The organism is Noviherbaspirillum sp. Root189 (assembly GCF_001428545.1).
In the GTDB taxonomy this organism is placed as follows: domain Bacteria; phylum Pseudomonadota; class Gammaproteobacteria; order Burkholderiales; family Burkholderiaceae_D; genus Noviherbaspirillum.
In genome coordinates this window covers 119,216-130,984 of the sequence record NZ_LMHZ01000007.1, presented here as the reverse complement: position 1 = coordinate 130,984, position 11,769 = coordinate 119,216, and the positions used below count along the sequence as shown (strand labels likewise).

Genomic DNA, 11,769 nt, shown 5'->3' with positions numbered 1-11,769 from the left:
CTTATTCGCTTGTCCCTATAACGTTGACCTCTGTTGCCAGAGACGTCATAGAGTATGAGTTTGAATATGCCGTAATCCAGAACACTTACCTGAGTAAGCACTCTTTCTTACTTATGATTGATACAATCACAACCCACCAGTATCTGCCGACACGCTCATCACAAGCGCATCAGTCAATACTGATAAATTCTTTACTACTTCTTCCAGATTGTTAAAGAACATATACAGCCAATGATCGAAACGATCAAACCTAAGTCGCGTCACCTGGCAGTGCCAGCCGATGACTTAGGTTTGATGTTTGGTGGAGGTTGACGGGATCGAACCGACGACCCCCTGCTTGCAAAGCAGGTGCTCTCCCAGCTGAGCTAAACCCCCAAATCGCAGATGGTGGGTCTAGTTGGGCTCGAACCAACGACCCCCGCGTTATCAACACGGTGCTCTAACCAGCTGAGCTACAGACCCAAACGCTGTATTGGCTTTAATAACACACCGATAAGTGTGGACGCTTGACTTCGTTGCGTACTCTAGAAAGGAGGTGATCCAGCCGCACCTTCCGATACGGCTACCTTGTTACGACTTCACCCCAGTCACGAATCCTACCGTGGTAAGCGCCCNTGCGTACTCTAGAAAGGAGGTGATCCAGCCGCACCTTCCGATACGGCTACCTTGTTACGACTTCACCCCAGTCACGAATCCTACCGTGGTAAGCGCCCTCCTTGCGGTTAGGCTACCTACTTCTGGTAAAACCCGCTCCCATGGTGTGACGGGCGGTGTGTACAAGACCCGGGAACGTATTCACCGCGACATGCTGATCCGCGATTACTAGCGATTCCAACTTCATGCAGTCGAGTTGCAGACTACAATCCGGACTACGATACACTTTCTGGGATTAGCTCCCCCTCGCGGGTTGGCAGCCCTCTGTATGTACCATTGTATGACGTGTGAAGCCCTACCCATAAGGGCCATGAGGACTTGACGTCATCCCCACCTTCCTCCGGTTTGTCACCGGCAGTCTCATTAGAGTGCCCTTTCGTAGCAACTAATGACAAGGGTTGCGCTCGTTGCGGGACTTAACCCAACATCTCACGACACGAGCTGACGACAGCCATGCAGCACCTGTGCGCCGGTTCTCTTTCGAGCACCCCCAGATCTCTCCAGGGTTCCGACCATGTCAAGGGTAGGTAAGGTTTTTCGCGTTGCATCGAATTAATCCACATCATCCACCGCTTGTGCGGGTCCCCGTCAATTCCTTTGAGTTTTAATCTTGCGACCGTACTCCCCAGGCGGTCAACTTCACGCGTTAGCTGCGTTACCAAGTCAATTAAGACCCGACAACTAGTTGACATCGTTTAGGGCGTGGACTACCAGGGTATCTAATCCTGTTTGCTCCCCACGCTTTCGTGCATGAGCGTCAGTGTTATCCCAGGGGGCTGCCTTCGCCATCGGTATTCCTCCACATATCTACGCATTTCACTGCTACACGTGGAATTCTACCCCCCTCTGACACACTCTAGCCRTGCAGTCACAAATGCAGTTCCCAGGTTGAGCCCGGGGATTTCACATCTGTCTTGCACAACCGCCTGCGCACGCTTTACGCCCAGTAATTCCGATTAACGCTTGCACCCTACGTATTACCGCGGCTGCTGGCACGTAGTTAGCCGGTGCTTATTCTTCAGGTACCGTCATCCACTCCAGGTATTGGCCAGAGCGATTTCTTTCCTGACAAAAGAGCTTTACAACCCGAAGGCCTTCTTCACTCACGCGGCATTGCTGGATCAGGGTTGCCCCCATTGTCCAAAATTCCCCACTGCTGCCTCCCGTAGGAGTCTGGGCCGTGTCTCAGTCCCAGTGTGGCTGGTCGTCCTCTCAGACCAGCTACTGATCGTCGCCTTGGTGGGCTCTTACCCCACCAACTAGCTAATCAGATATCGGCCGCTCCACGAGCATGAGGTCTTGCGATCCCCCACTTTCATCCGTAGATCGTATGCGGTATTAGCTAATCTTTCGACTAGTTATCCCCCACTCCAGGGCACGTTCCGATATGTTACTCACCCGTTCGCCACTCGTCGCCAGGGTTGCCCCCGCGTTACCGTTCGACTTGCATGTGTAAGGCATGCCGCCAGCGTTCAATCTGAGCCAGGATCAAACTCTTCAGTTCAATCTCTGTTACTGCCCTTGCGGGCATCCTCTTGCGAGGTGTCGCTCACTCAAAATACTGACAGGTAATCTCTTGCGATCTTACCTATATTTCTTCGTGAGCACTTGATGCTTGTAGTTTCACGATAGCCCCGAAAGACCATCGCCGCACTCCATCAAGCGCCCACACTTATCGGCTGTTATTTGTTAAAGAGNGATGCTTGTAGTTTCACGATAGCCCCGAAAGACCATCGCCGCACTCCATCAAGCGCCCACACTTATCGGCTGTTATTTGTTAAAGAACCATCCTGCCCGTACCACAGATTTCCATCTGCCGTACCGCCGTCAAATCGTTGTGTTTGTCAGCAGCAGAGAAACGAGATTATGAAGCTTCTTCTGTTTTGCGTCAAGCTTTTTAAACTTCAGCTTGTCGCCTAACTGCTTCTTTTTACAAGCGTTTTCGATCTTGCAAGCCGCCCGAAAATCGCTTCGTTTTCGTGCAGCAAAGAGGCGAGATTATGTAACGTTTAGCAGCCTTGGTCAAGGGTTACAGGAAAGATTTTTGGAAACATCAAAGGTNAAAATCGCTTCGTTTTCGTGCAGCAAAGAGGCGAGATTATGTAACGTTTAGCAGCCTTGGTCAAGGGTTACAGGAAAGATTTTTGGAAACATCAAAGGTTACGCTTAGCTCGCGTCTTTCTCGTGATGCGCGTTGCTTGGTCCTGCGGTTATTTTCCTCTTCTGACTATCGTTGACGACGATCAAAGCTCCTCCTATCGCGCGACGTAGCATCATGTTGTTAATACGCTTGATTGGTTGCCCGAGGGACTGCGTTTTGAGGCGATAGCCGTTTGGGTGCCTTTAGATGCGGAACATTTTGCTTTTGCCATACTGATTGATACGCACGTCCGACCCGCTTCGTTTCTGCGTTCTTATGAGATGACGTGCGGTTGATCTCTCTTCTAGTTGAAGCCTGTAATTCCCCTCATAAAGTGGCTAGAAATCCGAGTCCATTATCAATAGCGCATTCCGGAGTATTTGCCATGGATCGTTTGCATTGCGCGCTTTCTCAAGCGCTCAAGGAGTTGTCGGCCGTAGAGGATTTGCGGTTTGCTGATGCCTTCCGCAATTTTGTTGCCAAAATGGAACGCTCGTTTCGGCAAGAGGAGGCATGGCTGGAAGAGACGCAGTGTCCATCACTTTTGATGCATCTTGAGGAGCATGCGCGCGCCTTAAGCGCTTTACACCACCTCCACTCCCGCATCATGGCTGGCGGGATTTCTGAAGGTCGCGAAGTCGTACAGTATGTATTGCCCCACTGGCTGGCATTCCACATCACCACCATGGACTTCGCCATGACAAACTCGCGCGACCACGCAGATACCTATGGCGGACCTAATGCGTTTCTTACAGAGGAATCAGACTCTAATGTTCTGCATTAAGCCTAGATAGCATAGCCAGCGCTTCATGCTTCTTTTGCCACATGGCTATTGCGGACAATATAGATGTTGCCACTAGATCATGTCAGCTGGCGATGGCAATAATTCCAATTGAAAATACGCCCAGAATTGTCTCAGCCTCGACTCAGCGAAAGCGTGTAACTGATGCCAGCTTTGGCATAAGTATCCACATGGCGCCGCGCTGTTTCATTCTTCCTGCCTTTTCACCGGCTTCTTTGCCAAACCCCCAAAAGAAGTCAGCCCTGACCCCACCCTTGATTGCCCCACCGGTATCCTGCGCTAGTACGAGCCGTTGCATCGGCACGTCGCTTCCCGGTTGTGTAGTCGACAAAAATACGGGAACACCAAGAGGAATGGCTTGCGGATCGACTGCGATAGAGCGTTGCGGTGTTAAAGGTAAGGCGAGCGCTCCCTTTGGTCCCTTTGAAGCATCGGTCAGCTTTTCTTCCCGAAAGAAGACGTAACTGGGATTCGCATTCAGCAATTCCTGTTGACGCGCGGGGTTGGCGGCATACCATGCCTTGATGCTTTGCGCCGATGCCTGGTCAAGCGTGAGCTCACCCTTATCGACGAGATACCGCCCGATGGACTTGTAAGGATGACCGTTCTGATCGGCAAAGGCGACCCGTACCGTTTCCTTGGTATCGGTTAGTTGCACACGCCCGGAGCCTTGCACCTGCAGGAAAAACGCCTCGACTGGATCGTCGACCCAGAGCAGTTCCTTGCCGCTCAGGCTGCCATTCTGCAGCATTTCGGCGCGAGACAGATAAGGCATGACTTTATTACCAACTAGCCGTCCACGTAAGCGCATTCCTTTCAGTTCAGGATACACGCCCGTCAAGTCGATTGTCAGCATATCTTCCGGCGCCCGATGCAGTGGGGTTTGATAAACCCCTCCCCGTTTGCGCGCGCCTTGCAACAGTGGCTCGTAGTAGCCGGTTACCAGACCGTTGTCCGAACCATCAGTATTAATAACCTGGTATGGCGTGAAGAAGGCTTCGAAAAACGTCCGGATCGCGCCTTCGCTACCTGCATTGACATCGCGGGCAATCGTGCAGGGCTCTTTCCATTCCGCGCGCTTTACAAGCACTTCGCACGATGTCAAAAACGCAGGCCATGCTTCACGCAGCTTGTCATTTTTCCAGCCCGGCAGCGCTGCAAACGTCGCCGGTCGAAGAACCTCCTTTGGCCCGTCCGCCGGCTTTGCATCAACTGGCGGTATGCTACCGGGCATAGTCGCTACCGGCGGCCTGGAGGCTTGCTGTTGTGGAGGAACAGAGGTACATGCCGCCAGCGCGAGAGCGACTGTAACGGCGGATGCGAGTAAACTTGGACGAATAACTGACATTGAGGAATGAAAAAATGTGGCTGTTAATGCTTGAAGCGGGTGTTGCGTTCTTCCTGCTCGTGTTTATTGTATGGTGGACCATGTTCCACGGTCGCAAGCCGGATCAGCCGCCACCGTCGAAACCCTTGCCACGCAAGGACGATGCGCAACAGTAAATCAGTGCAGCGTGCGTGGCAATGACAAGATGAATTCCGGAACAGCAGCCTCAAACTGCGTGCCGTCTTCAGCAACGCAGAAGTAACTTCCCTTCATCGAACCCTGCGGTGTGGCGAGCGCGGTGCCGCTGGTGTACTCGAATTGTGCCCCCGGCGCCAGGAGCGGTTGATGACCAACTACGCCAAGCCCCTTTACTTCTTCCACCCGGTTATTGGCATCGACGATGGTCCAGTGCCTGGAAATCAGCTGTGCTGTGACATTGCCCGTGTTCCTGATCGTAATGGTGTAGGCAAAAACGTAATTCGAGCGGTCAGGATCGGATTGATCGGCTAGATATTGGGTACGGACAGACACGGTAAATTGATAGACAGCCATGGTATTCCTTGTTGTTCTTGTCAGTATGTCACTGCAAAAGGCAGCAGTGGGGAGTATTCAATGTATTGCTCATCCGATCAAGGAAAGTGACAACACGTCGCAATCAGGTGAACGGGTAAAATAGCGCATCCTTCTCAAACTTGCTTGTCATGGCCACTTACCGTATCGCTCCCAGTATTCTATCCGCCGATTTTGCCCGCCTGGGCGAAGAAGTCCGCAATGTTGTTGCCGCCGGCGCCGACATCATTCATTTCGACGTGATGGATAACCATTACGTCCCCAACCTGACCATCGGCCCGCTGGTATGCGAAGCGATCCGCCCACACGTCCAGGTGCCGATCGATGTGCACCTGATGGTCAAGCCGGTCGACCGCATTATCCCGGACTTTGCCAAGGCAGGCGCCAATATCATTACCTTCCATCCGGAGGGGTCAGAGCATATTGATCGTTCGCTGCAACTGATCCGCGATAACGGATGCAAGGCCGGGCTGGTATTCAATCCTGCTACGCCGCTGCATTATCTCGACCATGTGATGGACAAACTGGACATCATCCTCATCATGTCGGTCAATCCAGGTTTCGGCGGCCAGTCTTTTATTCCTGAAGCACTGAAGAAGATTGCCGAGGTACGTCGCCGCATCGACGAATCCGGCCGTGACATCATGCTTGAGGTGGACGGCGGGATCAAGATCGAGAATATTGCCGAGGCCGCTCGCGCCGGCGCAGATACTTTCGTGGCTGGCTCTGCAATCTTCGGAAAGCCTGATTACAAGACTGTAATCGACGCCATGCGAACCCAACTCGCGCAAGTATGAACGCACCGGAACACCTGGTATTACGCGGCATTCGTGCCGCCATCGTGGATCTCGATGGCACCATGATTCATACGGCACCGGACTTCCTGGTAGCGGTCAATCGCATGCGCAGTGACCTCGGCCTTGGTCCGCTGGATATCGAGACGATCACGCATTTTGTCGGCAAGGGAACGGAAAACCTGATGCGGCGCGTGCTGGCAGTGGATTATGCGCCTGACGAAGTGGAGATCCATTTTCCACAGGCGCTTGCGTCCTATCACGGCCACTATCTCGCCATCAATGGCGATCATTCGACGCTGTATCCCGGAGTACGCGAAGGGCTGGACGCGCTCAGAGCAAAAGGCCTGCGGCTGGCTTGCGTGACCAACAAGCCGATCGCTTTTGCCGTGCCGCTGCTGGAAAAGACCGGTCTGCGCGGATACTTCGAGCTTGTCTATGGCGGCGACTCGCTCCCGAAGAAAAAGCCGGACCCGCTGCCGCTGCTGACGGTGTGCAAGGATTTTGGCTTGCGTCCGGAAGAAGTGGTGGCGATTGGCGACTCGTCCAACGATGCGCAAGCTGCTCGTGCAGCCGGTTGCCGTGTCCTGAACGTGCCTTACGGGTACAATCATGGCGAATCTATACATGAGGTCGATTCCGATGGTATAGTTCCAACGCTGCTTGACGCGGCGACACTTATTTCTGCATAAACCTGCAAACACAACATAATGTTTCTCGGCAAAAAACGTAACGCAACCTCACCGGGCCAATTTGAGGCCTGGCTGTGGCGACGCTGGCAATCCCGGTCCAACTGACCCTGATCGCCGCTGACCTCTCACATCCTGAGTTTGCATGGTCGGCAACGTTTTTTGCACTATCACCCCGCTATTGAACTCTCGTTCTACAATAGCGCCCGGAGAGAAACATGACTGAACTCGAATTCAAATCGCTTGCCACGCAAGGCTACAACCGTATTCCGCTGATTGCCGAGGCATTTGCAGACCTCGAAACCCCGCTGACGCTGTACCTGAAACTGGCGCAGACCCAGAACGCGGGGCGCAATACCTTCCTGCTTGAATCAGTGGTCGGCGGCGAACGCTTCGGACGCTATTCCTTTATTGGCTTGCCGGCGTCCACGCTGATGCGCAGCTACGGCACTAGGACCGAAGTCGTCAAGGACGGCAAGGTCATCGAATCCCACGAAGGCAATCCGCTCGAATTCATTACCGAATTCCAGTCGCGCTACAAGGCGGCGATCCGTCCCGGCATGCCACGTTTCTGCGGCGGCCTGGCCGGCTACTTCGGTTACGATGCCGTGCGCCACATTGAAAAGCGACTGGCCAATTCGGCGCCGAAGGATGATCTCGGTTTACCGGACATCCAGTTGCTGGTCACCGAAGAACTGGCTGTCATCGACAACCTGTCCGGCAAACTCTATCTGATCGTCTATGCCGATCCGACACAGCCCGAAGCCTACTCGCGTGCACGCCAGCGCCTCAAAGACCTGCGCGCCATGTTGCGCCGTGCGGTCGATGCGCCGGTAACCTCGGCGTCGGTACGTACCGACACAGTGCGCGAATTTGCCAAGGACGATTACATCAGGGCGGTCGAGCAGGCGAAGGAATACATCATGGCCGGCGACCTGATGCAGGTACAGATCGGCCAGCGCCTGAAGAAATCCTATGTCGATTCACCGCTGTCACTGTACCGCGCCCTGCGCTCGCTGAATCCTTCTCCATACATGTACTTCTACAATTTCGGCGACATGCAGATTGTCGGTGCATCGCCGGAAATCCTGGTACGCAACGAGCAGACCAACGATGGCAAACGCAAGGTGACCATACGTCCTCTGGCCGGCACACGCCCACGCGGTGCGACGCCGGAAAAAGACGCGCAACTCGCCAAGGAATTGCTGGCCGATCCGAAAGAGATTGCCGAGCATGTGATGCTGATCGATCTTGCCCGCAACGACATTGGGCGCATTGCCGAAACCGGCAGCGTACAGGTGACCGACAAGCTGGTCATCGAAAAGTATTCGCACGTACAGCATATTGTTTCCAACGTCGAAGGCACGCTGAAGCCTGAGTTGTCGAACCTCGACGTGATGAAGGCCACCTTTCCCGCCGGCACCTTGTCCGGCGCACCGAAGGTGCGCGCCATGGAGATCATCGACGAACTTGAACCGACCAAGCGCGGAATCTACGGCGGCGCCTGCGGCTACCTGTCGTTCGGCGGCGAAATGGATCTGGCAATCGCGATCCGTACCGGCGTAATCAAGGACGGCACACTCTATGTGCAAGCAGCCGCCGGGGTGGTGGCTGACTCGATACCCGAGATGGAATGGCAGGAAACAGAAAACAAGGCGCGCGCCGTGCTGCGCGCCGCCGAGCAGGTACAGGACGGACTGGACGGGGAGCTCTGATATGTTGCTGATGATTGATAACTACGACTCCTTCACCTTTAACCTGGTCCAGTACTTCGGTGAGCTTGGTGAGGATGTGCGCACTTTCCGCAATGACGAAATTACGCTGGAGCAGATTGCAGCGATGAAGCCGGACCGTATCTGCATTTCACCTGGTCCCTGCACGCCGAATGAAGCCGGTGTTTCGGTGCCGGTAATGAAGGAATTCGCAGGCAAGCTGCCGATTCTGGGGGTATGCCTAGGACACCAGGGAATCGGTGCGGCATTCGGCGGCAAGGTAGTGCGCGCCAAGCAAGTCATGCATGGCAAGACATCGGTGATTCATCACACGGGCGTTGGCGTCTTCAAGGACCTCCCCAACCCCTATACCGTGATCCGTTACCACTCGCTGGCCATCGAACGCGAATCGCTGCCGGACTGCCTGGAAGTGACCGCCTGGACCGACGACGGTGAAATCATGGGCGTGCGTCACAAGGAATTCGATATCGAAGGGGTGCAATTCCATCCGGAATCCATCCTGTCCGAGCACGGCCACGCCTTGCTGCAGAATTTTTTGACACGTTAGCCGAAACCCTGCTCTCCTGCCCTTCCCTTCCGCTGGATGGGAAGGATTGAAACGAACACTCTGAAGAGGTCGTCATGCCGATCACCCCACAAGAAGCGCTATTACGCTGCATTGAGCATCGCGAAATATTCCATGACGAGATGCTGTCGCTGTTCCGCAGGATCATGAGTGGTGAGATGTCGCCGGTCATGATCGCGGCGCTGACCATGGGTTTGCGCGTCAAAAAGGAAACAATTGGCGAAATCGCTGCTGCCGCGCAAGTCATGCGTGAATTCGCTACCAAGGTACCGACGCGCAATACCGAGAATTTGCTCGATATCGTTGGCACGGGCGGTGACGGCGCGCATACCTTCAATATCTCAACGGCCTCCATGTTTGTCGCCGCCGCGGCCGGTGCGCGCGTAGCCAAGCATGGCGGACGCAGCGTGTCATCCTCATCGGGCAGCGCAGATGTGCTGGAAGCGCTTGGCGTCAACATCAATCTGAAGCCCGAGCAGGTTGCCCAGTCTATCGAAGAAACCGGCATTGGCTTCATGTTTGCGCCCAACCATCATGCGGCGATGAAGCATGCGGCGCCCGTGCGCAAGGAACTCGGCGTACGCACAATTTTCAATATTCTCGGCCCGCTCACCAATCCGGCCGGTGCTCCCAATATCCTGATGGGCGTATTCCATCCCGATCTGGTTGGTATTCAGGTACGGGTGCTGCAACGCCTGGGTGCACAGCATGCGATTGTGGTCTGGGGGCGTGACAACATGGACGAGGTTTCGCTCGGCGCAGGCACGATGGTCGGCGAACTCGTCAACGGCGAAGTACGCGAATATGAAATCCATCCGGAAGACTTCGGCCTGCAGATGGTGGCAAGCCGCAATCTCAAGGTGTCGGGTGCCGCGGAATCGAAATTGAAAATTCTGGAAGCCCTCGATAACACGCCAGGTCCGGTGCGTGACATCGTCGTGCTCAACGCCGGCACCGCGCTGTATGCGGCGGGTACCGTTCCCTCGATCGGCGATGGCTTGACGAAAGCGCGCGAAGTGCTGGCATCAGGTGCGGCGCGCAGCAAGCTGGAGCAATTCATTCAGGTGACCCAACAGCTTGGGACTCCTGGCACTCCTGGCACTGCCTAAGCACAGCCTCTGCTTTTATTTTAGCCACAGATCATGTCCGATATCCTCCACAAAATCCTTGACGTCAAAGCGGACGAAGTCGCCGCCGCTAAAAAATACCGCGATTTCGCGAGCCTGCGGCGCGATGTCGAAAGCAATACAGAAGCACGCCAGTCCTTGCGCGGCTTCGAAGCCAGCCTGCGCGCAAAGGCTGCTGCCGGCCAACCTGGCGTGATTGCCGAAGTCAAGAAGGCGTCACCATCGAAAGGCGTGCTGCGTGCCGATTTCAAACCCGCGGACATTGCCGCAAGCTATGCCGAGCATGGCGCAGCCTGTCTGTCGGTCCTGACCGATGTGCAGTTCTTCCAGGGCGCACCGGAATATTTGCAGCAAGCCCGCGCAGCGTGCTCCATCCCGGCCTTGCGCAAGGACTTCATGGTCGATCTCTATCAGGTCTATGAAGCACGTTCCTGGGGTGCGGACTGCATCCTGCTGATCGTTTCCGCACTGGACCATGGCCTGATGGCAGAACTGGAAGCCTGCGCCCATGAATTGGGGATGGGCGTGCTGGTCGAAGTGCATGATGGCGACGAACTCGATGCGGCGCTGCGATTGAAGACCAATATGGTCGGCATCAATAACCGCAACCTGCGCACGTTCGAGACTTCGTTGCAGACCACTCTCGGCCTGTTGCCGCGCATTCCGCCAGAGAAACTGATCGTTACCGAATCCGGCATTCTCACACCGGATGATGTGAAGCAGATGCGCGATGCCAACGTCAACGCCTTTCTGGTTGGCGAAGCGTTCATGCGTGCCGAGAATCCGGGCGTGGAGTTACAGCGTTTGTTCTTCTGAGCGTTGCACTTTTGATTCAGCAAAGCATGTTGAATACGGCCCGGAAATTCAGCTCCCAAACTTAACTTAACGCCGCCGTTCAATCAGCGTGCGCGCCACCAGGCCGAGCGCCAGCATCGCGTAGATGCCCGTCAACGACGTATTCGACAATCTCTTCTCGTAACCGGGCGTAAAGCGCTTCGGCACCAGATAGTAATCCGTGACATAAGCTCCCGCCGTGACGACGGCGGCACCAATCAGCGGGCGCAATGGAGAGTGGTGCGGATCCTGCGCGCGCGGCCCGAACCATTTTTCATAAATCGACGCCCAGAACACCGTCGCGGCATGGTTCAGCAAAAATCCCATGACCGTGTACTTGATGGAAGGCTTGTCCTGCCACGCTGCCTTCTCGCCCCAGACTATGTGACTGGTCGCATTCAGCGGTGCGGCATAGGATGCGGTTTCGCGCTTGCCTGCGAGCGACGCGGCGAGCGCAGTGGTGACGCCTGCCACGGTGCCGGAAATCAATGATTTGCTCAGCAAGCTATCGGTTTGCAGATTCATGTTCTTCTC

At 54.9% G+C, this 11,769-nt stretch carries 12 protein-coding genes, 2 tRNA genes and 1 rRNA gene; 9 read left to right on the top strand and 6 right to left on the bottom strand.

The annotated features are described in order from the left end of the window. Positions 1-299 precede the first annotated feature (299 nt). From ASE07_RS05730 to ASE07_RS05720, 3 genes are all read right to left on the bottom strand, one after another. Positions 300-375: transfer RNA gene (locus ASE07_RS05730), tRNA-Ala, on the bottom strand. A gap of 10 nt (positions 376-385) precedes the next feature. Beyond that, positions 386-462 (bottom strand) — tRNA-Ile (locus tag ASE07_RS05725). Between the two features lie 165 nt (positions 463-627). Next, positions 628-2,158: ribosomal RNA gene (locus ASE07_RS05720) — 16S ribosomal RNA — on the bottom strand. A 194-nt stretch (positions 2,159-2,352) separates the two neighbouring features. Here ASE07_RS05720 and ASE07_RS29590 point away from each other — a divergent pair. Further along, on the top strand, positions 2,353-2,574 hold a 222-nt coding region (locus tag ASE07_RS29590; protein ID WP_235548360.1), incomplete at its 5' end, for a hypothetical protein. 605 nt (positions 2,575-3,179) lie between these two features. Next, a complete protein-coding gene (locus tag ASE07_RS05715; RefSeq protein WP_057289843.1) occupies positions 3,180-3,578 on the top strand; it encodes a bacteriohemerythrin in 399 nt (132 codons plus the stop codon). Positions 3,579-3,720: 142 nt separating this feature from the next. Here ASE07_RS05715 and mltA read toward each other — a convergent pair whose 3' ends face one another. Next, positions 3,721-4,944 carry a murein transglycosylase A gene (gene mltA / locus ASE07_RS05710; RefSeq protein WP_057289842.1) on the bottom strand — a complete coding sequence of 408 codons (1,224 nt, stop codon included), beginning with the start codon at positions 4,942-4,944 and terminating at the stop codon, positions 3,721-3,723. Positions 4,945-4,958: 14 nt separating this feature from the next. On the opposite strand from mltA, the gene ASE07_RS29395 reads away from it, so the two are divergent. Then, the gene (locus ASE07_RS29395; protein WP_200960887.1) at positions 4,959-5,099 is read left to right on the top strand and encodes a hypothetical protein; all 141 of its coding nucleotides are present in this window, start codon (positions 4,959-4,961) and stop codon (positions 5,097-5,099) included. 1 nt (position 5,100) lies between these two features. Here ASE07_RS29395 and apaG read toward each other — a convergent pair whose 3' ends face one another. Continuing rightward, the gene (gene apaG, locus ASE07_RS05705) at positions 5,101-5,475 is read right to left on the bottom strand and encodes a Co2+/Mg2+ efflux protein ApaG (protein ID WP_057289841.1); all 375 of its coding nucleotides are present in this window, start codon (positions 5,473-5,475) and stop codon (positions 5,101-5,103) included. A 149-nt stretch (positions 5,476-5,624) separates the two neighbouring features. Between apaG and rpe the strand changes: the two genes are divergently transcribed. The 6 genes from rpe (at position 5,625) to trpC (ending at position 11,217) form a co-directional block, all read left to right on the top strand. Then, positions 5,625-6,290, top strand: coding sequence for a ribulose-phosphate 3-epimerase (rpe, locus tag ASE07_RS05700; protein ID WP_057289840.1), 666 nt, complete (start codon positions 5,625-5,627; stop codon positions 6,288-6,290). After that, positions 6,287-6,979 (top strand): phosphoglycolate phosphatase, encoded by a 693-nt coding sequence (locus tag ASE07_RS05695; RefSeq protein ID WP_057289839.1) that lies wholly within the window; start codon positions 6,287-6,289, stop codon positions 6,977-6,979. The genes rpe and ASE07_RS05695 overlap by 4 nt, the downstream gene beginning before the upstream one ends. Before the next feature lie 215 nt (positions 6,980-7,194). After that, positions 7,195-8,691 carry an anthranilate synthase component I gene (gene trpE, locus ASE07_RS05690; protein WP_057289838.1) on the top strand — a complete coding sequence of 499 codons (1,497 nt, stop codon included), beginning with the start codon at positions 7,195-7,197 and terminating at the stop codon, positions 8,689-8,691. 1 nt (position 8,692) lies between these two features. Then, on the top strand, positions 8,693-9,256 hold the full coding sequence (locus tag ASE07_RS05685; RefSeq protein WP_057289837.1) for an anthranilate synthase component II: 564 nt from the start codon (positions 8,693-8,695) through the stop codon (positions 9,254-9,256). Positions 9,257-9,330: 74 nt separating this feature from the next. Continuing rightward, entirely contained in the window at positions 9,331-10,383 is a 1,053-nt protein-coding gene (trpD, locus tag ASE07_RS05680; RefSeq protein WP_057289836.1) for an anthranilate phosphoribosyltransferase, read from the top strand. Positions 10,384-10,416: 33 nt separating this feature from the next. Further along, a complete protein-coding gene (gene trpC, locus ASE07_RS05675; protein WP_057289835.1) occupies positions 10,417-11,217 on the top strand; it encodes an indole-3-glycerol phosphate synthase TrpC in 801 nt (266 codons plus the stop codon). A 66-nt stretch (positions 11,218-11,283) separates the two neighbouring features. Here the strand turns inward: trpC and ASE07_RS05670 are convergent, their stop codons facing one another. Beyond that, positions 11,284-11,760 carry a hypothetical protein gene (locus ASE07_RS05670; protein WP_156396408.1) on the bottom strand — a complete coding sequence of 159 codons (477 nt, stop codon included), beginning with the start codon at positions 11,758-11,760 and terminating at the stop codon, positions 11,284-11,286. Between the last annotated feature and the right edge of the window lie 9 nt (positions 11,761-11,769).